The sequence below is a fragment of the Allobosea sp. FG18 genome (genome assembly GCF_057809495.1).
This window is the reverse complement of sequence record NZ_JBMDKB010000007.1, coordinates 41,930-65,264: the sequence shown is the minus strand read 5'-3', so window position 1 is coordinate 65,264 and position 23,335 is coordinate 41,930. Positions and strand designations below refer to the sequence as shown.

25 protein-coding genes are annotated in these 23,335 nt (G+C 63.2%); 15 read left to right on the top strand and 10 right to left on the bottom strand.

Annotation, left to right across the window (positions count from 1 at the left end; genetic code table 11):
* Positions 1-30: 30 nt before the first annotated feature.
* Positions 31-1,245, bottom strand: a complete 1,215-nt coding sequence (locus ACODTJ_RS09835) for a hypothetical protein (protein WP_488848394.1) — start codon at positions 1,243-1,245, stop codon at positions 31-33.
* Positions 1,246-1,448: 203 nt separating this feature from the next.
* On the opposite strand from ACODTJ_RS09835, the gene ACODTJ_RS09830 reads away from it, so the two are divergent.
* The 3 genes from ACODTJ_RS09830 (at position 1,449) to ACODTJ_RS09820 (ending at position 2,918) form a co-directional block, all read left to right on the top strand.
* Entirely contained in the window at positions 1,449-1,892 is a 444-nt protein-coding gene (locus tag ACODTJ_RS09830; protein ID WP_488848393.1) for a hypothetical protein, read from the top strand.
* A gap of 259 nt (positions 1,893-2,151) precedes the next feature.
* Complete coding sequence (locus ACODTJ_RS09825) at positions 2,152-2,355, top strand: hypothetical protein (protein ID WP_488848391.1); 204 nt, start codon at positions 2,152-2,154, stop codon at positions 2,353-2,355.
* A gap of 107 nt (positions 2,356-2,462) precedes the next feature.
* Positions 2,463-2,918, top strand: a complete 456-nt coding sequence (locus ACODTJ_RS09820) for a MarR family winged helix-turn-helix transcriptional regulator (protein ID WP_488848387.1) — start codon at positions 2,463-2,465, stop codon at positions 2,916-2,918.
* Here the strand turns inward: ACODTJ_RS09820 and ACODTJ_RS09815 are convergent.
* Genes ACODTJ_RS09815 through ACODTJ_RS09805 form a run of 3 tightly spaced genes read right to left on the bottom strand, consistent with a single transcriptional unit; the run spans position 2,898 to position 5,865 of the window.
* Positions 2,898-4,019: a hypothetical protein gene (locus ACODTJ_RS09815; RefSeq protein WP_488848385.1), complete on the bottom strand. Its 1,122-nt coding sequence runs from the start codon at positions 4,017-4,019 to the stop codon at positions 2,898-2,900. The genes ACODTJ_RS09820 and ACODTJ_RS09815 overlap by 21 nt on opposite strands.
* 10 nt (positions 4,020-4,029) lie before the next feature.
* Positions 4,030-4,707 carry a hypothetical protein gene (locus tag ACODTJ_RS09810; protein WP_488848383.1) on the bottom strand — a complete coding sequence of 226 codons (678 nt, stop codon included), beginning with the start codon at positions 4,705-4,707 and terminating at the stop codon, positions 4,030-4,032.
* A gap of 57 nt (positions 4,708-4,764) precedes the next feature.
* Positions 4,765-5,865 (bottom strand): methyltransferase, encoded by a 1,101-nt coding sequence (locus ACODTJ_RS09805; RefSeq protein ID WP_488848381.1) that lies wholly within the window; start codon positions 5,863-5,865, stop codon positions 4,765-4,767.
* 276 nt (positions 5,866-6,141) lie between these two features.
* Between ACODTJ_RS09805 and ACODTJ_RS09800 the strand changes: the two genes are divergently transcribed.
* Positions 6,142-7,032 (top strand): hypothetical protein, encoded by an 891-nt coding sequence (locus tag ACODTJ_RS09800; protein WP_488848380.1) that lies wholly within the window; start codon positions 6,142-6,144, stop codon positions 7,030-7,032.
* A 251-nt stretch (positions 7,033-7,283) separates the two neighbouring features.
* Entirely contained in the window at positions 7,284-7,700 is a 417-nt protein-coding gene (locus tag ACODTJ_RS09795) for a hypothetical protein (RefSeq protein WP_488848378.1), read from the top strand.
* A 124-nt stretch (positions 7,701-7,824) separates the two neighbouring features.
* Here the strand turns inward: ACODTJ_RS09795 and ACODTJ_RS09790 are convergent, their stop codons facing one another.
* Complete coding sequence (locus tag ACODTJ_RS09790; protein ID WP_488848376.1) at positions 7,825-8,166, bottom strand: hypothetical protein; 342 nt, start codon at positions 8,164-8,166, stop codon at positions 7,825-7,827.
* A 161-nt stretch (positions 8,167-8,327) separates the two neighbouring features.
* Here ACODTJ_RS09790 and ACODTJ_RS09785 point away from each other — a divergent pair, with 161 nt between their 5' ends.
* The 5 genes from ACODTJ_RS09785 to ACODTJ_RS09765 all read left to right on the top strand — a co-directional run bounded on the left by ACODTJ_RS09785 (position 8,328) and on the right by ACODTJ_RS09765 (position 12,941).
* Complete coding sequence (locus ACODTJ_RS09785) at positions 8,328-8,924, top strand: hypothetical protein (RefSeq protein WP_488848373.1); 597 nt, start codon at positions 8,328-8,330, stop codon at positions 8,922-8,924.
* Complete coding sequence (locus ACODTJ_RS09780; protein ID WP_488848372.1) at positions 8,921-11,230, top strand: penicillin-binding protein 1A; 2,310 nt, start codon at positions 8,921-8,923, stop codon at positions 11,228-11,230. The genes ACODTJ_RS09785 and ACODTJ_RS09780 overlap by 4 nt, the downstream gene beginning before the upstream one ends.
* A gap of 1 nt (position 11,231) precedes the next feature.
* Positions 11,232-11,522 carry a hypothetical protein gene (locus ACODTJ_RS09775; RefSeq protein WP_488848370.1) on the top strand — a complete coding sequence of 97 codons (291 nt, stop codon included), beginning with the start codon at positions 11,232-11,234 and terminating at the stop codon, positions 11,520-11,522.
* Complete coding sequence (locus ACODTJ_RS09770; RefSeq protein WP_488848369.1) at positions 11,515-12,330, top strand: hypothetical protein; 816 nt, start codon at positions 11,515-11,517, stop codon at positions 12,328-12,330. Before ACODTJ_RS09775 ends, ACODTJ_RS09770 begins: the two co-directional genes overlap by 8 nt.
* A 95-nt stretch (positions 12,331-12,425) precedes the next feature.
* The gene (locus ACODTJ_RS09765; RefSeq protein WP_488848367.1) at positions 12,426-12,941 is read left to right on the top strand and encodes a hypothetical protein; all 516 of its coding nucleotides are present in this window, start codon (positions 12,426-12,428) and stop codon (positions 12,939-12,941) included.
* Positions 12,942-13,233: 292 nt separating this feature from the next.
* Here ACODTJ_RS09765 and rtcR read toward each other — a convergent pair whose 3' ends face one another.
* Positions 13,234-14,826, bottom strand: coding sequence for an RNA repair transcriptional activator RtcR (rtcR, locus tag ACODTJ_RS09760; protein WP_488848365.1), 1,593 nt, complete (start codon positions 14,824-14,826; stop codon positions 13,234-13,236).
* A gap of 300 nt (positions 14,827-15,126) precedes the next feature.
* Here rtcR and ACODTJ_RS09755 point away from each other — a divergent pair, with 300 nt between their 5' ends.
* Positions 15,127-16,518 carry an RtcB family protein gene (locus ACODTJ_RS09755; RefSeq protein WP_488848657.1) on the top strand — a complete coding sequence of 464 codons (1,392 nt, stop codon included), beginning with the start codon at positions 15,127-15,129 and terminating at the stop codon, positions 16,516-16,518.
* 230 nt (positions 16,519-16,748) lie between these two features.
* On the opposite strand, the gene ACODTJ_RS09750 is transcribed toward ACODTJ_RS09755, so the two are convergent.
* From ACODTJ_RS09750 to ACODTJ_RS09740, 3 genes are all read right to left on the bottom strand, one after another.
* Complete coding sequence (locus ACODTJ_RS09750) at positions 16,749-17,252, bottom strand: dihydrofolate reductase (protein WP_488848364.1); 504 nt, start codon at positions 17,250-17,252, stop codon at positions 16,749-16,751.
* A complete protein-coding gene (locus ACODTJ_RS09745; protein WP_488848362.1) occupies positions 17,249-18,007 on the bottom strand; it encodes an adenine nucleotide alpha hydrolase family protein in 759 nt (252 codons plus the stop codon). Before ACODTJ_RS09745 ends, ACODTJ_RS09750 begins: the two co-directional genes overlap by 4 nt.
* A gap of 88 nt (positions 18,008-18,095) precedes the next feature.
* On the bottom strand, positions 18,096-18,926 hold the full coding sequence (locus ACODTJ_RS09740; protein ID WP_488848360.1) for a thymidylate synthase: 831 nt from the start codon (positions 18,924-18,926) through the stop codon (positions 18,096-18,098).
* A 117-nt stretch (positions 18,927-19,043) separates the two neighbouring features.
* On the opposite strand from ACODTJ_RS09740, the gene ACODTJ_RS09735 reads away from it, so the two are divergent.
* From ACODTJ_RS09735 to ACODTJ_RS09725, 3 genes are all read left to right on the top strand, one after another.
* Entirely contained in the window at positions 19,044-19,373 is a 330-nt protein-coding gene (locus ACODTJ_RS09735; protein ID WP_488848358.1) for a hypothetical protein, read from the top strand.
* Between the two features lie 39 nt (positions 19,374-19,412).
* Positions 19,413-20,609 (top strand): hypothetical protein, encoded by a 1,197-nt coding sequence (locus ACODTJ_RS09730; protein WP_488848357.1) that lies wholly within the window; start codon positions 19,413-19,415, stop codon positions 20,607-20,609.
* 63 nt (positions 20,610-20,672) lie between these two features.
* A complete protein-coding gene (locus tag ACODTJ_RS09725) occupies positions 20,673-22,124 on the top strand; it encodes a hypothetical protein (RefSeq protein WP_488848355.1) in 1,452 nt (483 codons plus the stop codon).
* 3 nt (positions 22,125-22,127) lie between these two features.
* On the opposite strand, the gene ACODTJ_RS09720 is transcribed toward ACODTJ_RS09725, so the two are convergent.
* The gene (locus tag ACODTJ_RS09720) at positions 22,128-22,628 is read right to left on the bottom strand and encodes a hypothetical protein (protein ID WP_488848354.1); all 501 of its coding nucleotides are present in this window, start codon (positions 22,626-22,628) and stop codon (positions 22,128-22,130) included.
* Between the two features lie 125 nt (positions 22,629-22,753).
* On the opposite strand from ACODTJ_RS09720, the gene ACODTJ_RS09715 reads away from it, so the two are divergent.
* Positions 22,754-23,305 (top strand): hypothetical protein, encoded by a 552-nt coding sequence (locus tag ACODTJ_RS09715; RefSeq protein ID WP_488848352.1) that lies wholly within the window; start codon positions 22,754-22,756, stop codon positions 23,303-23,305.
* The last annotated feature ends 30 nt before the right edge of the window (positions 23,306-23,335 follow it).

Here is a 23,335-nt window from a genome sequence, read left to right as displayed (position 1 = left end):
GCCTCGGGAGTCCCGCCTACGACCAACGGGTCAGCTCTTGTTGGCTGCGACCTTCATCTTCCGGAAAAAGCGGAGCAGCCAAGCGTCCATGCTTGGCGCCGCAGTCACGGCGTCGAGCCCTTGCCATCTACCTACGATGTCCGGATCCTCACAGTCCTTGGGGAGCTTGTTGAGGAAAGCCGTTCCTATCGGTGAAAGGCGAACACTATCGCCCCCAGGAGCAAATTCCATCAGACCGGTGCGCAACAGGTCTGTCACGAGCCATCCGAGCCATCCAGGGTTGATTTGGACGGGAGCATATTTGCCGGTCCCCACCCAGAAAAAGACGCTCTCGACACCCATTCCAATTACATGGACGAGGCTGGAAACGGCGAGTGCTCGCCGCTCATTGATCTTCCATGCAATTGCCTCATGGGGCATCTCCCACGGGACACTACCCTTCTTCCGGAGGATGTAGAGTACCTGCAAGGACTCCGGGTAACTCAACCATCCGAATGACCTGTCTTCTGACAAGAACCTGCGCCGCGGGGTCTCGGAGGCCCGTCTCGACGCCTCGAACCCCTGGCGTTCCAGGGTGTCATGATCCACCGAGAATCCATCGAACATCGACGAAAGTATCTTACCGCCAATCGCGCGGAAATTGATTTCGTATGAGTACTCGAAGCGCTCGCTTAATGATGAGCGCGCCCCAAGGGCGACGAATTGATCCCGATCTAGCGCTTCTAGCGTTCCGTCCGGCATCTGCCGGAAGATGGCGATCCGATCGATATCCGGGTGCTGGCTCAGAAAAATGCGAGACCGATCGAGATGGAAATCAGATCCGTCGGTAATGACAACGGTCTCGGCGGCTGCCAAACACTCTTCGAGGGTGATTTCGGGTAGAGATGTGGGTTGGGCAGAGCCCGGCTCCCAGATCGGATACCCTTTGACCCCGAACGGCTTGTAGCGCGCCTTGCTCAAGATCGGGAAGGCGGTCCACGGGATACCTTTGGGCCAATGATACCCAAATTTTCCGTCCGGGTTCAGTGTCATTAGGGACACGCCATCCAACCCAAGCTGTTCGCGGATGGCCGTGGCGCGAGCGACTACCTCTGGGGTCTGCTTGGGGCCCAGACGTCGAAGCTCTTCCGAGCCGTCGAGGACGATCAGTTTCGGCAATCGCGGCTTCGGTTTGCCTGAGAACAGATAGGGGGAAAGGTCGATGGACGCGGCGCGAAGAGCTGCAGGCTGCACGTAGGGGGTCATTGAATGAGTTTCCGTACCTTGATCCTGTGAGACCAAGAGGTGTGGTCAAGGGCGGATAATCCGCCTATCTCGAAGGATAGCATCACAAATCCGATCGGCAATCTTCAATTTCGTCAATTCACGCTTGTGTCGCTTGCCTCGGCGCTGGCGGCTTTCGTCGGGTCGCCATAGGCTCCCAGAAATCAGACATAGGACCGCGCGAGATGGAATGGGATCAGCTGGATTCGAAGACTTGGCACCGCCCGATGACGGCGATGACCGTCGAGACATTCCTCTCGGGCGAAACCGGTTCCGCTTTCATCAATCTTGACGGGGGCAAGTTCTGGCTCTCGGTTCCGGACCAGGCCGGCCAGTCGCCCTTCGAGACCCTCGCGGCCGCGCAAGCCGCCGGCGATCGCGTCGTGGCAGCGCTCGATGCCAAGCAGGCCTCCGAAATCGCCCGCAGCGAAGGCCTCGACGACGACTGGGCATTCCAGCTCGATCGCGATCTACCGACCTTCATCTCCGGCACCGGCTTCGAGCTCACCCGCATGAAGCGCGGTGAGTGGGCCGTCTTCGAAGGCGATGAAGAGATCCTGAAGGCAACGACGGCTGCTGACGCAGCCGTCCAGCTTGCTGCCAGAAACGCCTTCGCGCCGTCGATCTGATCGAGCCGCGGCGTCCAAGGCCTCAGTTTCGATCACAAGCATCAAGGATCGATTCACTCATTCTAGAGTCGTTTCCTCTGGACTTCGGTCCAGGGGCTTGCTCTTGCCCGGGATCTATGTTCCCTATCTGTTCCATCGCAACGCCATGAAGGAGACTGTGCCATGGCCCGCAACGCAGCCCTGACGGCGAAATCGCTCCGAGACGGCAAAGAGCTCACGAAGCTCTCGATTCTGTCCGCATTCTCTGGAGATTATCGCGATGTTTTCCGATTTTACCGGGGCCGAAGCGCCCGTCGAGACTGATCAAGCGCGCGACCCCTGGACGACCGATCCCATTCTGGCGGGATCGATGTTGGCCCAGGCTGACGCCGCCGCGCGAGACGAACTGATAGCCTTCTTCGCCGCGGCCTCAGCTATCGCGAGCGCACAAGGTCAATCGCAACCATTCATGGTTGCGGCCTGAACAATCCTTCCGGGCGGAGCGCTTCCGCCCGGATTTCTCCTTGCCCAATTTTCGTATTCCTTCGATATTCGATTCAAGGTTCAAATCGAAGGGTGTCGGGGAAGGCAATGAGCGGATCAGATCGTCGCGGGAAAGGGCATTGGGCCGATGTGGCCGTCGCTTCACACCGCGCGCTCCGCCACTTCGACGATTTCATCCATCCGCTGCTCAAGCAGGCAGGGCTCGGCAACATGGCCGTCGCCAACGTCATTTTCCTGCTCAGCCTTGACAAGGGCCCGAAACGGGTCGTCGACCTGATCAAGGACGAGAATATCGCCGGCTCGAACGTCTCCTACGCGATCGCATCGCTCGTGGAGTGCGAGCTCGCTGTGCGCGAATCCGATCCCAAGGACAAGCGCGTCCGCGTCGTGACCCTGACCGAACGTGGGCAGAGCCTGGCTGCCTCAATTCGCCGCGCGACGAGTGGCGACGCCGGTCAGATCGGCGCCGCGCTCAAGGGCGTCACGCATTTCGAGAACCACTGCTCGACAGGCATGCGCCGCCTAGCGCATGCCGCCGGGTAGTGGCCGACGCGCCTGGGCGCTCCTGAAGGGCAGCGGGGCGCTAGGCTGGTCATCTCCGTCATCGTCGTAACCTGGCGCTGAAGTCGCCCTCTCTGGCGCTCGACGCTTCGCATCGACAGCCATCTGCTCCGCCGACCAGAGCTCCCGGGTTTCGAACGGCTTCATCGGTTTCCCGGAAGCGTCCTTCATGTTCGCCGTTCCGATCATCTTGCGATCGATGGGAGCAACGACATCAAGCGGTTCCACGCAAGCCGCGACCCGATGCGTCTTTTCCGTTTTCCCGCCAAAAGCCCATTTGTCCTCGTCACAAAGGATCAGGAGACTAGGGACATAGCCCTCCCCGTAGAGCTTCGAGACCGAGCCTAGCACCTTGCCAGCGGTTTCGACGCGCGTGTTGATCCCCTCGCGAAGCGACTGATCGCGACCGACATGGACGCTGAAAATCGGCATCAGCTCGACTGGGCCGCCGGCAAGCAGGCGGTTGGCGTCCACCAGGCGCTTCACATAGGCCGCAGCCTTCTCCCCGGGGTCCATCTTGAATTCCTGCCGGCCGGCGCGGGAGCGCATGTAGAAGCTCACCTCCCCGCCCGGGAACTCTCGTCCGACCTGGCTCATGACAAGAGCCTCGACGTCCCCGGCATTGCGCATCACACGAGCGGCGAGCGGGTCGGGGATCGAGACCCATTGCGAGAAGCCGCCCTTGTGGACATTCGCTGCCGAAATGCGCGCGAGCGCCTTCATGACCTGGACCGGACCGCTCATCCCGTCATGGATACGCCCCGCAACCCGGCCACAGACGAGGGCGTCACCCTCGATGAAGGCAGCTTCGAGCACGATGAGATCGCCCGGAGCGGTGCGATGTGTCACGCGTCCCTCTGGGCTGCGCGCGCCGGTGAGTGCGGTCACCAGCGGCAGGCCCTGGACGTCAGGCTGGTGAAGCTTGAGCTCCGTTCCGGCCGGGGCAGCGCCTAGCGGCGAAACGAGAATTCCGTACCCTGGCTTTTCCGCCACCCGAACCGCGACGGCTCCGCGCTTTTTCGCCAGGCGCGACGCGGCGTTGTCGGCCGCGCCCTTGGTCTTTGCGATGTTGGCCAGGCCCACGAGTGCCTCCTTAGCGCATGCCGGGAGCCGCGGGCTCCTCGACCTCGGGATCGAACGTCACAACGGGCTCGCGCGCGCCGAGGACGGCTGCGATGCGATCGCCCATGATCTTCAGGCGATGGACGTGCCGCTTCTCGTACCGGTCACCGCGCAGCCGGACGTCGTGACCCACGAACTTCTGCAGGTTCTCGTGCTCGGTGAGCGGATACATGTAGAGGTAGCGTTCCTCGGGGCTGAAATCGTTGTGCGCTCCCTTCCGAGGAACGTCGTACATGATCTCGCCCTTCGGCAGGAAGCGCGGCAGCGGCTTGTGCTCGACGAGCTCGACATTCGTCTCCATCGTCAGGCCGACGGCTCTGCCGGCGTGGTCGCGAGTGACGCTGCGTGTGCTCCGAAACTTCACCGGAATGAGCTGGTCGAACTTCCTGGCGTAGTCACCCCATTGGGGACGCCGCTCGTCCGCATTGAGCCAGAACGGCTCCTCTTCCAGCACGATCTGGAGAGCCTCCGGGCCGCGAACCGAGAAGATCGCGCCGTGATCGTCCGTGCTGAGCTCCGGGATCTCCACCACGCCGTATTCTTCGCTGTCTTCGCTGTAACGCCGACGCAGCCTGACCTGCCGACCGGATGTGGCATCCAGGAAGCCATAGCCAACGATCGTTTCGTCATCAGTGTCGGTCTGGGTCATCTGAGGCTCCTTTGGCGCCATGATCGCTCGATAGCTGGAAAGCCAGAAGCGAGCGCCTCAAATCGGCAAAGGCAGGTCGAGAAGGTCAGCCTTCCGGATCACCCTTGGCCCGACGCCGCAGCTGATCCGCCGCAGAGCGCGCTGGCCTCCCGGGCTCAGTAGTGAGGTCAGCACCACGCGGCGCCACGCCTGCGGGATACGGATCGCGTAGACGCAGTCACTGAGCGGAGAGGATCCGCGCTCGACCAGGCCGATCTTCTCATGGGACGAACGCCCGACCCTGGCGAGCAGAATGTCGCCGGCGCGCGCGTCCGTCTTTTTTCCGGCACCAGTTTCGTCGAGATGGATCTCGCGCGGCTCTTCGGCCTTCGGGAACGACGTGGTGTGAAAGCCACCCTTCTTCCTGATCTCCACCGAGGTGCGATGGCCGCGGACGATCTCGGCGCGCAGCTCACGGAGCGTGATCGAACGCTCCATCTGCGTCGGCCTCAGCGCGTAATAGGCGTGATCGAGCCGCCTCGCAGCTTCCTGAGGCGAAATCTGGAGAGGTTCGGACAGCCCGTCCTCATCCAACGTGTGGAGATTGACGTATCCGGTCCCGCCCGGCTCGTTGCGCATTATTAGCGCATGGGCCTGAGCTGATGTTCTGAGGAAGGAGCCGGGCTCCAACGAAACGACTTTCGAGATCGCAACCCTTTGCAACATGGCCCTGCGCACGGACGCGTTCTTGAAGGACGTCATGAGGCCGTCAGGAACGATCATTCCGAGTTCGGCGCCCGACTTCGCCACGCGAAGCATCTGGGCCAGGAAAACAAGCTCAGCCGTGCAGATCTCCGGCGGCAGAGCCATCAGACCGGTCAGGCCTGCATCCGCGAAGATGCGCTCGATCGCGCTCGTCCTCTCGACCCTTTGATAGGGCGGGTTCGACAAAAGCACGTCGAATTTGCGGCCGAGCCGTTGAGGGAGGTCGAGTGAGAACGCGTCGAGGCAATGATGCTGATGGCGGACGCGCCCCGCGGGGCGCAGCCGGCGCCTCAGACTGAGCTCGATCGCCGGGTCCTTGTCGACGGTCACGAAGGCCGACGAACCCCAGCGCTGTGTCACCGGGAGCGTCAGCGATCCCTCGCCGCACCCGAGATCCAGGACGTTCTTCGCCATATCAGTAGCGAACAATGCCGCGAAACCGTCGGCTAACGGCGGCTTCGAATAGAAGCGAGAGAGCGGGTCGGCCGTCCCGAAGTCGGAGCGCGAAGGTATGGCTGCGACATCCGCCGCGAAAGACGACTCGACCACGTTGGCTCCAGATCAAGGATTCGATTCACATGATCCCATGAGGTTTCGCGTCCATCCATGGTTTCGATCGGAATTCCTTGGCATCTTGCTCCGGCCGCTCGCCGCGTTGTGACTTTCAACAGCGCCACGCACGCTCCGCGCATGACTGATTTCATTCGCGGCCAGATCATCTTTCGGAGGGCTGTGGGCTCGGCGACGCCCGATTACAGCCAGCCTCAGCACGCTCGCTTCGAGAGCCGGCATCCTTTCGTCTACGACATCGGCCTCGCGATGATCGAGTGCGATCCCGACACCTTCGCGGACGAGCAGCTGCTCGACTTGAGCTTGTCGGGTGGTCCCGACAGTCGCAGGCTCTCGATCGGAACGCGCGGCGAGCCGATGGATCCCGATACGAAGATCGACAAGCTCGACGGCCTTCTGACCCGGATGCAGATCAAGCCGCCCTTTCTGGGTGCTTTGCTGTGTTGTGGCGGCATGGTCCTGAGGAAGACCCGCTTTCCCGCATCGCCCGGTCGAATTGTGATGGCGGGCGCCGCTCTCATGCGCAGCCCCATCGAGGTGGTGCCCGAGCGCGAGATGTTCACGCTCATGGGTACACCCTCGCGGCTGACTATGGGTTCACCCGAAGAGGTTCCAGCGGCTTTCCCCATGGGGAGTGCGCTTTGCCAGACCTTCGGAGCCCCGATTTGGGGTTTCGGCGAGAAGCGAGCCTTCTACAGCACGCTGCATCTCGATTGCATCGACGCCGGCAAGGAATACGTGCCCCTCACATCCAAGGAGGAGCCGACTGACGCCGACCGTGTTCGCATCGCGGAGTTGGAGAGGACCGGGCTGGTCGACGCGTTCCGGTGGAACAAGAACGATCTGCTGTTCAACGAATTCAAGCGTCGTGCGATCGCGGATGGCATTGCCCTGCCACTGGATTCCTATCCGACGGCAGCGGAACTGAAGGCGCACTCGGCCTCCGTGAGCGACCTGGTCAGAGAGCTGGCTGACATCTTCGAGGAAGAGAGCCGGCCCCGTTACGCCTGATGGTGGTGGATGATCCATACGCGTCCAGGTAGGCGGACTTCGCGAAGGATTCTATAATGGGCTATCTGCTGCGATGATTCCGCTCTCGAATCCTTCGGGAGACTGACCCGCTGATGTTGTGACTTCCTTTCGCGCGCTCGTGCGCTTGTGAGCATCCTACGCTGGTGGGGCGGCTGCCTTCACGCCACTCAGGGATGCCCATCGGCATCGTGAGGTCTCAAGCTGGAGACCGCCGCAGAAGGATCAGTTGCATGAAGTCGCATTCACTTTTTGTCGCGTTCGCGTTCGTTGCATTCGCGTTGGGCGGTCAGCCTGCGCAGGCCGACACCGCCAAACTCTTCGGCACGGCCCAGGTCAAAGTGCTTTCTTCAGACGAGGCTCGGGCGGTCAGCGGCAAGGGCGCCGACCAAACCATTGTTGCTCAGCATCTCGGGCAGTTCTCGGGGCATTCCGATCTGGCAGCCCGCGGCGCCGTCGCGGGCCCGCTTCCGCAGATCGGGCAGCTTGGAGGGCTCAGAGCGCGTATCGATGGCGCGCCGGCGGCTCCCACTGGTGTTCTACCTTCGCTGCCGGTAGGGGCTCCGGCTCCGATGCGCGACCTCGGCCGGGCGAGCACTCCGCTTCCGCAGATCGGCCCGATTGGAGCCATGCCGATGCTGCACCGCTGAACGCACGCGAGCCGGCCAGCTGCCGATCGGGAGATCCCGGTCTGCCCTGGCCGGCATTCCTCGTTGCCCACAACCCTCTTCGCAAGAGAGCCGGCTCCGTTTCGCCTACCTTGGCGTCCCGGTTCTAGATCGACGGGGCTGGATCGTTCGACGTGCGGAGCTTCAACACCTCCGCTGGCGCATCATCACCGACGAACTCGCCGTACTCACCCCGGGCGGACAGGGAATTCGGCTGATAAGCTTCCATGCGCGGGAGCTCCTCGCCTGAGGCCAGATGCGCGCCGATATCGAAGTCGTCCAGGCAGGCGATGCCATTGTTCTCGTGGAAATGGTCGAGCGCGACCTCCGCCTTCTCTTCCGGGGAAAGATCCGCGTCGACCTCGGCGCTGTAGATCCCAGGGATGAGCGCATCTTCCTCCTCGGACGGCGTGCCGTTGACGACAATATAAATGGTCTCGCGGCTCATCGGGCTCTCTCCGTTCGAGTTCTCCGGAGATGATATCGCAGCGCTTCGCAAGCCGCACCCGCGGATCCACAGTTTGCTGCACCATCAAGGATTGCCATCGTTGTTCCTTGTTGCGCCCGCGGATACGCTCTTTCGTCTGATCAAGAATCCAAGAGCAATTCGTGCTGTCCTTCTTTCGCCGGCGCCGCGCGCGAACCATTGTGGAACATGTCCGCTCCAGCCTAATGGCTGGACTGACCTCCCTGTCCGGCCCCGACCGCGCCGCGGTCATGGCAATCGCCAATGCGCTGATCGATGTCGCAGCCGAGAGGTGGGGCGCAGCCGTGGCCAACCGCCCGATAACGCTCGATCCGGACCTGGCCTCCGACATCGTTGTTGCTCTGTCGGAATCTCACGAACGGGTCTTCGAAGAGGGACTAAAGCCGATCGCCAATCGAGGCATGGACGACATTGCCTTTGCCCAGTCAATGCGACAGCTGCGCGCCTATGAAGTGGTCATCGCCACGCTCGGTGCCGCTGCGGCGGACAAATCATCCGGCTCCGTTGTAGGGGAGGCCTGGAAGCTGCTCTGGCTCGCGCGCGAGAATGCTGCGCAAGGTGCGGAAGAGCTTCGCAGGTTCTCGAAATTCGCTGATGCCGACCCGGTGCCGCGGTCGAAGAAGCTGCGCCGGCGCGCGGAACTCGCCGATCTCGTCCGGCTTTCAACCACGTTGCCGGCCTTTTTCCTCAAGAAGCCCGCCAAGAGGAAGGCATCGTGAGGGTTGTTCGCCTCGTCCTCGGGCTCGGGCTTCTTGCCTCGGTCGGCGTCGGCGCCGTGTCGCTGGCGACCGGGCTCGCTGTGGTCGAGAACTATAGCCGCGACCTTCCCGACCACCGGGCGCTTGCGACCTACGTTCCGAAAACCGGCTCGGAAATCCTCGCGGCCGACGGCAGTCTGCTCTCCAAGCGGACCGACCAGCGCCGAACGTTCGTCGCGATCGGCAGCATCCCCCCGCTCGTGAAGCAGGCCTTCATCTCGGCCGAGGATCGCAGCTACCTCACGCACCAGGGCGTCGACCTCCTGGCCGTCGCGCGCGCCGCGGTTGGGCACGCATCCGGCGCGAGCTCATCTGGTGGATCGACCATCACGCAGCAGGTCGCGAAGAACCTCCTCGTCGGCAACGAGCGCAGCGTCGTCCGTAAGGTGCGCGAGGCGCTTCTGGCCATGCGGATGGACAAGGACCTTGGCAAAGACCGGGTGCTGGAGATCTATCTGAACGAGATCTACCTCGGGCTTGGCGCTTACGGCGTCGCCGAGGCTGCGCAGACCTATTTCGGCAAGTCGCTCGACGCTCTCACCGTGGGGGAAGCTGCCCTTCTGGCCGGCATGCCCAAGGCGCCGAGCTCATACAATCCGGTTCGCAACCCGTCGCGTGCTCTTGAGCGGCGGAACTATGTGCTTCGACGAATGGCTGAGGACGGAGCGATCGATGTCGTCACCGCCTCGGCGGCCATCGGGCAGCCGATCCGCCTTGCCGAGCGGAAGCACAAGGAGAATGCCTCCGACAGCCAAGAGGGGTGGTTTCAGGATCTCGCCTGGAAGCAGGCGCTCGCAGGCCTCCCGAATGACCTGCAGAGCCGCCAGGACATTGTCGTTCGCACGACCCTGCGCCCGGACCTTCAGACGGCGGCGAATACCGCTCTCAAGGCCGGCATCCGGCGTACAGATCAGACCCTCGGCTGGCGCGGTCCCTTGGCTCGCGTGCGGTTGCCGGTGAACTGGTCCGATCCGGAGCTGGATCCTCCCGCCGGCAGCTCCGACTTCTCGCTCGGGGTCGTTGAGAGCGTGGGCGCTGAGGCCGTTGTCGCCCTGGGCCCGGCCGAGCGCGTGCGTCTCACAGCCGACGGTGTCCGCTGGACCGGGCGGCGGCTACAGGACGTCGTCCGCGCCGGCGATGTTATCCTGCTCGACCTTCTTGGCAGCCGGCCGCAGCTTGCTCAGATGCCGGAGGTCGAAGGCGCGCTGGTGGCGCTTGATCCCCGCTCCGGCGACGTGCTCGCGCTCGTTGGTGGCTTTTCCCGCGAGCGCTCCCAGTTCGATCGCGCGACGCAGGCTCGCCGTCAGGCCGGATCCTCGTTCAAGCCGATCCTCTATAGCGGTGCGCTCGAAATCGGCTTCGACGCTACCTCGCCCATCCTGGATGCACCTATCGTCATCGAGCAGGGGCCCGGCATGGTCGACTGGCGCCCGGCCGACCCGCAAGGTCGAAGCCGCGGCGGCCTGGTCACGGTCAGACGAGCGCTCGAACAGTCCCGCAACATCCCCTCTGCCCGGCTCTCCTGGACGCTCGGCCTGCAGGACGTTCAGGACGTCGCGCGTCGCCTGGGGATTTCCGGCTCAATGACCAACGCCGCGGCGCTCGGCGCCATCGAAGTCACCCCACTCCAGATGGCGATGGCTTACGGCGCCTTCGCCAATGGCGGCGCTTTGGTGCAGCCACGATATGTCAACGAGATCCGGTCCCGCGAGGGCCAGCTGATCCTGCGCGAGCCGGTCCAGTCCGCGCCAGTCATCGACCCTCTCGGAGCATCGCAGATGGCGTCGATCCTGAAGGGCGTCGTGGAGCGCGGCACTGCGCGGGCCGCCTTCTCAGGCTTTGGTCGAAACTTCGCCGGAAAGACCGGCACGACGAACTCCGCCCGCGATGTCTGGTTTGTCGGCTTCGCCGAGGATGTCGTGGTCGCCGTCTGGATCGGCCGGGATGACAACAAGGTCCTCTTCCAGGGCGCCGGCGGCGGCCGGGTCGCCGCGCCGATCGTCCGCGACTTCCTCGACCACTCCGGCACGAGCTTCTCGCTGAAGGAGCCACCGGTGGCGCAGGGCCTGGTTCCGCTTGTTGTCGACCCGACCACCGGCCTTCCGTCTCGCTCGGGACAAACTGAGCTGGTTCGAGCCGACTCGCCTCTGCTGTCTGCAATCCCGATCGAAAGCGGCCGCCCCGGAACTCCGCGACGCGCTCGGACCGCACCTGCCTTGCCGGTTGATCCAGTCACGCCGCCTGAATTCGTGCCTGAGGAGGACTGACATGACCGAGGATGGCGAACTGACGGATATCGAGCACATCGATCTCGAAGAGTTCGACGGCATGAACGATGCGCAGATCGAAGAGCGCCTTCGCCGGCGTGCGCTGGCGATGAAGGCAGAGGTGCTCTCGAACTTTCTCTATGGGGTCGCTGCCACCGGTGATGAGGAGCATGAGGACATGATCTTCGACTACCTCACCCGGCGAAGAGCCGCGATCCAGCGAATGCGTACCCTCAGGGGCGAACTCGACAGCAGCCTCGCCCAGCTTCTCGGAGAGACGTCTCATGCGTGAGAACGTGGTCCACGAATATGTCGATGAAGTCGTCGAGACGCGCCGGCGAACGATCCAGATCATCGAGGATGTCCACGCCGAGATTACAGCTTGGCATGGCGAACGCCATCTCTGCGACATTTCCGGCTGGACGTGTGTTGCAGCCGCGATCCAGGAGGCCGAGAAGCAGGCAAAGCGTTACAATGTGGACAAGAGCGCGACGCTCGTCCTGCGTGTCAGCGAGAAGAAGACCCGTCGCTTCCAGGAAGCCGAACGCCCCGGCGGGAGGTACAACCCCAATGCGCACGTTCGGAATGACGAGATCATCAGCTTTCGTCATGTCTGGGACAGCCATGCCGGATCGCTCGACGCGAGCATCGAAAAGGCCGATTTCGACCTGGTGGTGCCGATTGGGATTCCCGATGGCAGCGATCCTGGTGACGGCCTAACGCACATCATACTCGGGGTGCGCGGAGATCTCTCAAAATTCAAGCCGTCGTTACTCTCTGGCTTCGGGATCGGCGAATACCGCATGGCGTCATGTCGGCGCGTTGGGCTGACCCAAATCCCTCCAGATGAACGCCGGCGCCCCCTGAACTGGGCAGGGCTGCGCGTCCAGGGAACGCTTGATGTCTACGTCCCCGGCGGAATGCCGACGGTCAAGGTCCAGGAGTTTCTGGAGGATATCGAGCCCCAACCGATCTTTGATCGCACTATGACCACGAAGCTTTCGTCACTGGTGCTCTACGGCTGCCATCAGGACGAGAGCAAGGTGATCCATTACCCAGCCGCGATCACCACTGCCTATCTGCCGGCTGTGCTGGCGTGAAAAGGCTTCCCGTCCCACCAAGGCCAGGCGCCGTCCTGCGACCCGACTTTGCGTTCATCGACGTGGAGTCGTCGGCGCTCGTATCGGGATACCCGGTGGAGGTCGCGCTCTGCGATGACGCGCTCAACGTCTCCAATTGGCTTGTGCGGCCGCATGAGCGATGGGCGGGTCTCAACTGGAACGACGAGGCTCAGGCCATCCATGGTCTCTCGCAGGCCTATCTTCAGGCGGAAGGCCTCCCGGCGGAGCAAGTGGCTGTCGAGATTGCGGAGCGACTGGCGGATGTCCGCTTCATATGGTCCGACAACCCTGCCTATGACGCGCACTGGCTCGGGCATCTCGTTGCTCTTCATCCCTCGCCGGCGTGGATCAGGCTCGGGATCTATCACGAGGCAAACGCGCTTTCGGAGGCACTGGGTGAAGCTGCGGCTGGCATGGCATGGACCTCGCGCAAGGACGATATGGTCGAGCTCGTCCGAGCGACATTTCCCCATGTCCACCGCGCGGGCCCGGATAGCCTCAGCCTCGCGTCACGGTTCCGCCTTTTCGCAGACGAGGCATATTTCGCCCAGCTGAAGGCCTTCGTTGCCGGCTGGGTTGGCGCGCTTTGAAGAGCTGATGCTACGATAGGCAACGCGAAGGCTTTTTCCGGGGGGGCTGAAATGCGTGTCGTTGGGAAGCGATCCTCTCCCGCTTTCGGTTTGCGGGGCCCGACAGCGGCAGAGATCGAAGCCAGCGTGCAGAACGCGCGCTTTGCACCCAGGGTGGTTCCCAAGGGCATCTATCGCTACCGCTCTCACGAGGAAGCAAACGCTGACATGGATCGGTGGATCGCCGAAGGGATGGCGCTGCGCTCCGAGAAACTGGCTCGAAAGCGTCCCTGACCTTCGAAGAGCGGTCGCGTCAGCCGGCAAGATCCTCGAATGCGAGATCGAAGCGCGCGAGGTATTTCCGGACACGATCGGTGTCGTTCGAGCTGGCCTTCTTTCCGCGGGACACGGCGAAGAGCTCGCGCCCGGCAGCGCTCATCGTGTTGTGGCGCCGGCAGACGCCGACGACGTGCGCGAGCTGCACCCGATCGAACGGATCGATCTCCGCCGCCCTGTCGCCCAGAAGCTCCTCGAGGCTGTCTCCGCCCTGATCCGCCGCCCAAAGCGCCTTGAGTCGGCGGATCTCTGATTGGACGGTCTCTTCGTCGATCCGTCCCTTCGGCGCCAGCGTCGCCATTCGTGTCGTGCTCGCGGTCAGGTCGCGGAAGTTCGCGCTCCAAGCGGCCGCAGGAGACGTCGCGAAGGAAAGAAATAGCTCGCGCGCCTCACGGGTCATCCCGACTTTTCGACCTTCCCTGATGCTGAAGCGGTCGAGCTCGTGATCGAGGTTCGGCTCGATATCCTCCACACGCTCCCGCAGCGCTGGCAGCGCGAAGGTCCAAAGGTTCAGTCGGGCATAGAGGTCCTCGCGGAAGCGCCCTGCCCTGACCTCCTTGCCCAGATCCTTGTTCGTGCCGGCGATGAGCAGGAAGTCCGAGGAGACATCGCGATCGGATCCGAGAGGCAGGAAGCGCTTCTCTTCAATCGCCCTCAAGCACATCGCCTGTTCGTCCGCGCCGAGTTCAGCGATCTCGTCGAGAAAGAGCATGCCCTTGTCGGCAGCCTTCATCAGCCCCGGCCGATCGGCAAGCGCGCCGGTGAAAGCACCCTTGCGATGCCCGAATAGCGCCGACATCGCCTGGTCGCCACGCAGGGTCGCGCAGTTGACCTCGATGAACTGCCCGGACACCTGGCCGCGCTTCTTGCGGAGCTCGTAGATCTTGCTCGCGAGCTGGCTCTTCCCTGCTCCCGTGGGCCCAGTCAGCAGTACCGGCGCGCGGGAGTTGATCGCGACCCGCTCGATTTCGTCGATCATCGTGTTGAAGATGCGATTGCGCGTCGCGATGCCTCCCTTCAGGACCGAGGTCGACGCGAGCCGCTCCACCGCAAAGCGCGTCGTGATCGCGTTGTAGCGGGAGAGGTCGAGATCGATGATCGTGTGGCGGCCAACAGCCTCGGGCACGTCGGTGCCGCGCTTGGGCGGCGAAAGCTGGATGAGCTTTGCGGACGGAATGAAGCGCGCCTCCACCAGGAGGAAGAGGCAGATCTGCGCGACGTGCGTGCCGGTGGTCATGCTGACATAGACGTCCTCCTGCTCTGGCTTGAAGACGATCTCGTTCTCGATGACGGCGAGAAGCTTGCTGTAGACCTCCTCGAAATCCCAGGGATCGCGCGCGTTGAAGGCGTGCCGATGGACCTCGGTGGCTGGTGCCACTTCAGCAATATCGGCCGTGACCTGCCTGAAGAGCGCGTCGCTGTGGGTATCCACGAGCAGATGGAGGTCGTCAATGAACAGGCCTGGTTGCTGGCACATGCCGACAGTCGGGCGCCACTTGTTCCAGCGCTGCTCCTTCATCCCCGCATCGAGCTTGGTACCGAGGATGGCGATGCCAACACGTCGCTTCATGAACTATCCAAAATTCTAATTTGCTATCCCTCTGTATAGCAACCGCGGGCTTCAGGCAATCCTTGATCAAAGGATTCATGATCGCTCATTAGTACGCATTTCATTCATATAATCAGGTACTTGATTCCCAGCTCAACGATCCTTCCAAGGATTGTTCTGTGAGTTGGCACGCCCCTTGAAATCCTCCTCCCCGTAACCGGCGGCGGAGGAATCCCTCCCTCGCCACCCATCCCCCGACACGACCGGCCTTCCAAGCCGGGACGAGGACGCATGCCGGCGCGAGGCCGGGAGCGAGGACGCATGACCATTACGATCTCGGGACAGGATCTCATTGATGCCGGACTGCGGCAGGGCCGCTGGTTCAAGCCAGCACTCGAAGCAGCCAACTCGGCCATCGCCCAGGGCGAGACTTTCAACGCCGCCCTGGCGATCGCAGCCGGCTTCGCGCCGCCTCCGGCGTTGGCCCTGCGCGCGCCGGGTGATCTGCCTTTCTACGCCAACATCGAGGCGGAGACGCCTGAGGAGGAGGCGAATGTCGAGGCTGTGAAGCACACTATGACGGAGCTCCTGAGGACGCCGGTGGTGACCGCCGGCGCGATCATGCCCGATGCGTGCCCTTCCGGACCGGGATCGATCCCGGTAGGCGGGGTCGTGTCGAGCACGGGGATCCATCCCGGCTTCCACTCGGCTGACATCTGCTGCTCGATGGCGATCACCGTGGTCCCGGGCGTGTCTCCGGCCGCGCTGCTCGATGCCGTGCATAAGGTAACGCATTTCGGTCCGGGTGGCCGCGAGCGCGGCAAGCAGATTCGGATGGCCGATTCGTTGCTGCGTTCCTTCGATGGCAATGATTTCCTCAAGGATCTCGTGTCTGTTGCTCGCGAGCATTACGGAACTCAGGGCGACGGCAATCACTTCGCGTACGTCGGGCAGCTCAAGTCGACGGGCGAGACCGCGTTGGTGACCCACCACGGCTCGCGCGCGCCGGGAGCGAAGCTTTACGCGAAGGGGATGAAGCTGGCCGAGGCCACGCGGCGTCGCGTTTCGCCAGAGACCCTGGCGAGCAATGCATGGATCGAAGCCGATACCCGCGAGGGGGAGGCCTACTTCGATGCGCTACAGATCCTGCGTCGCTGGACGAAGGGTAGCCACTACGCCATTCACGACCTGGCGCTGGCAGTCCTCGGTGTGGGCCCCGGCGATCGCTGGTGGAACGAGCACAACTTCGTCTTCAGGAAGTCGACCGACGGGCAGTTCTACCACGCCAAGGGAGCTACGCCGGCGTTCAAGGGCTATGCGGATGACGATATCGGCCTGACCATGATCCCGCTGAACATGGGGCAGCCGATCCTGATCGTGCGCGGTAGCGACGCTGAGCACGGTCTGGGCTTCTCGCCCCATGGTGCCGGCCGGAACCTGTCTCGGACGGCGCATAAGCGCTCGATGGGGGATCGTCCGGTCGAGGATATCGTCGCGGAGGAGACCCGCGGGCTCGACTGCCGCTTCTTCTGCGGGCGTCCCGATATCTCAGAGCTGCCGAGCGCCTACAAGTCGGCGGCATCGGTGCGTCGGCAGATCGAGCACTTCGGCCTGGCCGAGGTGGTCGACGAAGTCCTACCGTACGGCTCGATCATGGCCGGGGACTGGGAAGCTGACGCTCCCTGGCGCCGCCGCCGGAACAAGGCAGGCTGAAGCGAAAGGCCGGGGTTTGTGGCCCCGGCCTTTCTACTACCGCTTGGAGCCCTTGGAAGGGACCGCCTCGCATTTGTAGCGGACCGATAAGCTCTGATCCGCCCAGGTCTCGTGTCCGGTCGCTTGCGCATGCCGCGCTGCCACTGCCATGGCGTTCTTCGAGATCCAGATCGCTGTCGATCCGGCGCAGGTGAAGCAGCCGGCCATGACGTCCACTGAGGTCGATCGCGTCAGCATGCACACCTCCGGTGCCAGATTTCGTGCGCCAGATCACCGACTTGGTCGGAACTCACGCGTTGGAAGGCCGGGGATAACGCATCCAGGAAGACGTCGCATTGGTGCCGGCCCGGGATGCGGGTGGCGATAATGCGATCGGTGTGAGGACGCGTCGACGCGTAGATCTCGCTGCCGCCGGCAACGATCAGCTCCTCGGCACCGAGATCGATGGCCCTGGAATAGGCGGCGTCATAGCTCTGCTCGAAGAACACCCCATCGATGGCCTCAGGAGCCTGCCTGGTGAGAACGATGCTCGTCCGTCCCGGCAGCGGCTTCCCAATCGACTGGAAGGTGGTGCGTCCCATAAGGAGCACGCGCCCGAGCGTCATTCTTCGGAAGTAGGCAAGGTCCGAGGGATGGTGCCAGGCGAGCTTGCCGCGACGACCGATCCCCAGGTCTTCGTCGAAGGCGACGATCTGGGCGAGGGATAGCCCGCTCGGGGGGCTCGGGGCGATCATACGGGCTCTCCAGCGCAAGACACGCCGCATTCGGAATCCGACGGCTCCCACTCGTCCTCGAAGAAGGTCGGGGCGCGCTTGGCCTCGTCGACGAGCTTCTGCATGGAGTCGCGGCGATCGAAGCGCCCGAAGCGCTCCTCCTTGTCGAGCCACCAGGACACGTCTTCGGGGTGAATGCGAATCCGGTTGATCCGGTCGGCTCGCGCCATGGCGAAGCAGTGCGTGCAATTACCGACGCCGCGGGGAAGCTGCAGATCGAATTCCTGTTCCGCCCAAAAGGCGTTGATGTCGTCCTTGCGCATCTTTGCCTTGGCGAGCGGATAGTTGACACGGCGGCCGTGCTTCTCGGCGTTCTCCAGACCGTTCAGGATGCGCATGCCCTCGTCGTCCCGAAGCCCAATCGCTTCGAGATAGTTGCCCGGCTCGCCATGGCCGAGCGATCGCATCAGCGAGAACATGGGGAGCACCTTCAGGAACTGGGTGCACCAGCGCTCCTTCCAGTTCGGCACCCGCTTCTTCTTCTCGATCAGCGCGGCGAAGGGCTCGCCATCGCGGCTCGCGGAATTGTAACCGACGATCTCGAAACCCGGCGCCTCCGGGCACCATTCGATCCAGTAGATATGGATCCCCCATCGGGTGCTGCACTCGTGGACGAAGCGGAGGGTTTCCTCGCGCTCCTTCCCCGTGTTTGCGAAGGCGACGACGATGTTTTCGGGGAGGCGCCCGCCATGGGCATCGATGATCGCCTTGAGCATGCGGGCACTCGTCCGGCCTCCGGAGAAGCTGACCAGCGCTGGTCCTTGCAGCAAGAATGGATTGGGCTTGAGGGTCATGGCGAGGATCTCAGACCGCCACGTCCATCTTGATCGCCGGATGCGGATCGTAATCCTCGATGACAATGTCCTCGAACCGGAACGCGAAAAGATCTTTCACGTCGGGGTTCAGCCGCAGCCTGGGCATGGGCCGCGGAGCCCGAGCAAGCTGTTCCTGCAGAGCCTTCTCGTGGTTCCGGTAGACGTGGACGTCGCCGAGCGAGTGAATGAATTCGCCGGCTATCCTGCCGGTGGCCTGCGCCATCATGGCGAGCAGGATGGCGTAGCTGGCCACGTTGAAGGCCCAGCCCAAGCCGGAATCACAGCTCCGTTGGGTCAGCATGAGATGGAGCCGGTTGTCGCTGGTGCAAAACAGCTGGACGAGGCAGTGACAGGGCGCCAAGGCCATCTTCGGGATATCAGCCGGGTTCCAGGCCGAGATGATAGTACGCCGTGAAGCCGGATTGTTCTTGATGTCGGCGACGGCGTTGGCGATCTGGTCGATCGTACCGCCCTCGGGCGTTTCCCACCGCCTCCACTGCCGGCCGTACACAGGACCCAACTCAAGATCCTTGTCGGCCCACTCGTCCCAGATGGTGACACCGTTCTCCTTCAAATAGCGGATGTTGGTGTCGCCCTTGAGGAACCAGAGCAGCTCGTGGATCACCGACTTCAGATGGATTTTTTTCGTCGTCAGCAAGGGGAAGCCGTCGGCGAGGTCGAAACGCAGCTGCTCGCCGAATAACGCCTTCGTTCCGACCCCGGTGCGATCCATACGCCGATCGCCCTTTTCGAGGATCTTCCGGATGAGCGCGGCATACTGGTTATCGACGTGGCGGGGATCGCTGCAAGGAATGGACATTGAATCGTCTCCGATCTTTCGTCGACGACAGTCCTCCGGTGGATTACAAGCCACAATCCTTGTTTCGCACCTCGTCCACCGATTATCGTTCCTTCATTCAGAGAAAGGAATCGCGACGTGGCCAAGAACATCGAGCGCATGCGGCGACTGCTGGTGGTGGCATGCGACGCGGCGCACGTCTCCGGTGCGCCGACCTATGATGCGAACGCCAAGCTCTTTCGGCTTCCAGGCAGCAGCGTAGAGATTGCGCTTGAGCTGGGCAGCAACGGCTACGTTTATCGTCTCCGCGAAATCTACGAGGTTCCCGACCTTCAGGCAGGGGGCGCGCGGCCCGTTCGCAACGAGCTTGCGACCCTGCCGATCGGGAGTGAGGTCGAAGTGGCCCGCCGTGCGGTCGTCCATCTCGTCGGCAGCCGTGTCAACTCTGCGCTCGACGCTGCCGCCTAATCCTCAATCCAACCTGACACCCGCCTGAAGGAACGCATGATGTCCGAAGCCACCCCGTTCGATCTCAGCCGCCTCGAATTCCGCCTCGAGGCTGAGAACGGGCTCTCGACCCTGTCGGTCGCAGCTAAGGGCAGCGCAAAAAGCCACGCGCCCGTGATCCTTCGCGCGCCGGGCAATCAAATCAACAGCAGCTTGAACCTTCCGCTTTATGGGGTTCTTGATCGCCCCTATACCGACTGGAGAGGCGTGGCGGTTCAGCCCGTTCCCGTCCCTGTCCCTCCTCAGCTTCGACGCGATGCTTCGTCGCTCTTCGTCGAGCTGTACGGTCGAGCGGCCGGCACCGGCGAGATCAACGGGTTTCTCGAAGCCATTCGGAATGCCGCGACTTCATCCCCCGTCGTCCGGAGCTGGGGTGAAGGCGTGATCGATTTCGATGCGCTTCATGCTCTGCCCTACGACAACCGAGGCAGCGAGCTGATGCCGCTGGAGCACTACAACTGGCTCGCCGAACCCACCGTCGGGGCCCAGGCCGTCAAGCGCTTCGTCCTCACCCATCCCATCCTCGCTGGCATCGCGATGAACGGTTCGGAATTGTTCGAGGTCGCTGAGGGTCATGTCACCCCCGAGGCGGCATACGAGGCGATTCTCTCTTCGATCGAGACCGTCGGCTTCACCGGTGAGGGCGGAGGCTGGAAGCGGAAGGTTGGGCCGATTTCGCGCGATATTCTAGCTCGTCTGGCCGATCTGCCGCAGACTTGCGCGACCTTCGACGACGAGGACCTCTTTTTCACAACCGACTGGCTTTCTCTCGCCCGCCGGCTCCTGCCGAGTTCCCTGCCTAGCTCGAAGGTCGGCCTGATCAATCTCGCCGAGGCCGGCCGCTGCGTAGAGGGGTTCACCGAGAAGCTATCGGTTCGCGGGGCTCTTGAGGAAGGCGATGGCTTCGGGTTCCAGTTCAGCGATACCGAGATCCAGCAGATTTTCCGCAACGTCGATTTCGACAAGGCACTCGGGCTGATCACGACGCTGGACATGGGCGGCGCCCCCTTCTTGGGAGCGTATGGCGCATTGCTGGAGGAGCGTTGGGATCTGGTGCGGGAACCGACCACTGATGCCGACGGCTTTGCATTCTCTGCGCTCCGCGAGGCCCTGCTCCGCGACGGATTCGTCTCTGTCTCCGAGAAGGCCAAGGAAGCCGTTCTCGAATTCGAGGGCCTGTCTTCGCCGCGACCGTAACAGCTCCGCTTGTTGCTTGCGCCGGCTCCGAGCATCCTCGGTGGAATCGATTGGAGATAAGGCATGGCAACGGCGAACCAGGTACGCGCCCTTCGGTTTGAGGAAAGCACGCTGCGCCGGCTGTCCGCCGGCCTGCGTAACGCGACGGCGCTCGTCATTGCGCCTCAGCGCTCGCCGTTCGACAATTTCGGCGTTCTCGCCGCTCGTAATCTCGCCCCGCGCAAGCGGCCGGCGCTCGATGCTGGCTTCACCATCAAGGACGCCCGGGAACGCATCACCGAGTTCCTCGACAACACTTTTCGTCCCGAGAGCCTGTTCGAGCTCGTTGGCTATCTCCGCCAGCGTCTGCTCCATATCGAGCATCGGCGTCAGCCCGACGGCGGCAGCGCGAACTACCTCATCGACGGGGTGACCAAGCAGAGCGTGCTCGCGGCTTCGGTCGATCGCCGTCTGTCGCGCCCCGGGCTTGCGCGCATGTTCGGTCGTACCCTCGATGCCGAAGTCGAAGCGGCTGCTCGGATGCGTGTCCAGCAGGAGACCCCGGAGCAGACGGAGGCGCGCCGCCTGCGCTCTTTCAATGCTACCCGACTGCGCGGCCGTGCCGGCGATCCGGATGCACCGCCCTTCGGTGACTGGGACGACATGCGCTTCTCCGCGCAATCGATGTTCCGCGGACGCGAGATCACCGTTCAGGGCAACGAGGTCTGGGCAGGCTTCGAGCTCGCTCGGGCGTCCGACGACCCTGCCGCGAACCTGCGCCTCTATCGGGATCTCCGTGCGCAGGGTCACAACGTCATCGTCCCCGCGAAGACGCGCGAGGATGCTGAGGCCGGCCGCTTCGTTCCCGGCATGCCTCTCGTGGCACGCGACGGCGCCGTTCGCACGCGCCTGATCGCGAAGTCGCTGAGCTATGCGAAGCTGACCGAGACGTTCAAGCAGTCGCCATTCGCCTATTTCGAGGAGATGGCGCGCCGCATGGGCCGGCAGACGCCGGCGCCGAACAAGGTGGTCGAGCTCGCAGCCTTCCGCGATCGCTTCCGTCGGGTCGAGTCGCCGGAGCCCATCCAGCCCGCTATTCGTCCGGAGGTCGTCCGCCAGGTTCTGATCCGCATCGGCGTCGAGCAGCTCACCGTGTTCGATCCCAGCACCGGACATGAGCACCCCTTCGATCCGACGAAGCTTCCGGCCGGGCGCTACAACAAGGAGGACGGGTTCGGACTGCCTGCGGGCTTTGTCCTTGTGGACGCCGATGGGGGCTATGCGCACCTCGACGAGGACGAGCGCTACCACAATGCCTTCGGACCTGCCCTGGTGCCTCCCAAGGGCTCTCAGGAGCCGCCGCGCTGGGCAATGAATGGCGAGTTCCTCACGAAGGTCGAATTCCAGGCTCGCACGACCTACGAGCGTCTTCTGGATCGGACGCCTGCACGGCCGGAGCCGGAGCCGGAACCTGATCTGGGGCCAAAGTTCCTCCCGGAACCGACGCCGCCGCGGCCCGGCGCCCGCAAACGCTAAGGCCTACCAGTCAAGATCGCAGTACGGCACAGAGGGCGCCTTCCGGACCAACCGGGCGGCGCCCTTCTCCGTAAGGACGCCGAAGACCCGGGCACTTCGCGAGAAATCCTGGACATCCAGCCCGAGAAACTCAGCGTAGAGCTCGATCACCGCCAGGACGAAGCTCTCGCCATGTGCGGGCTCGCCGACGGCGACGGCGTCGAACGTCACCAGGTGGGCAAGCTCGTGAAGGATGGTGTGCTTCGTTCGGCCCCAGTCTGCGATCGAGATCAATCCGGCCGGCGTCGCATAGCAATCGCCCGTAGCGGTGAAGCGTAGAGAGCTGACCGAGATCGCGCGGCTGCGAGCCACCAGGCGAATAAAGGCGGCGCACTCATCGCGCGACATGATCTCAGGATGCGCTCGGCTGTCGACGCACGCGCGCTCCCAATCGTAGACACGCTTCTGCAGCGGATCATCGTCGGGACCGAAGCTCCTTTGCGTGTTCCTGGTCGAGCTGTTCATTGAGGATCCCCGGGGCTGCTAACGCGCGCTGCGCGTCCCGAAAAGATTTTCGTGGATTCTTGTTGTGCATTTCAAGGACCGCTTTCACGCTGCTTGGGACAAACTGCCGAAGCGGAGACGAATCGATGAACGGACGCCAGATCAACGTCGAGAAGGCGGAATACATGAAGGCGGTCAACGGGAGCATGGCGGCGAGCTTCGGCGTGGGCTTCATGAAGGTCCACAACGACATCGACCCGCACCTCGCGATCATGAGCCAGGCGCTCGCAGACGGTATCTTCGCCGACGACTTCGTCGACCGGCTCTCGAAGACCTACGGCTTCGTCCGCGCCGATGGGGACACCAGTCTCGAAAGCGCGCGGGCCGAGAACCTCCGCATTGCGGCCCTTGCGAACTATGTGCGCGAGGATGAAGGCTGGGCGATCGGCGGCGACGGAGCGGTCTATCGCGCCGGGGCCGGCGGCGTGTTCAAGATGGAGGCCGTCACCTCGCGGACCGGAAGCTGGGGCTTCGGCGCCTTCTTCTCCGAGGATGCCGAGATCACTCTCGATGACGAGGGCTTCGCGACCGTGACGGGAGGAACCTTCGACTTCCTCGGCGGTGGCGTCGACATCCACCACGCGGTCGCTCACTATGAAGCCCGCCTGGAGATGACCCAGGCCCCCGGTCTGCACTGACCCGGACCGCTCCGGCCTCGTGATTGCAAG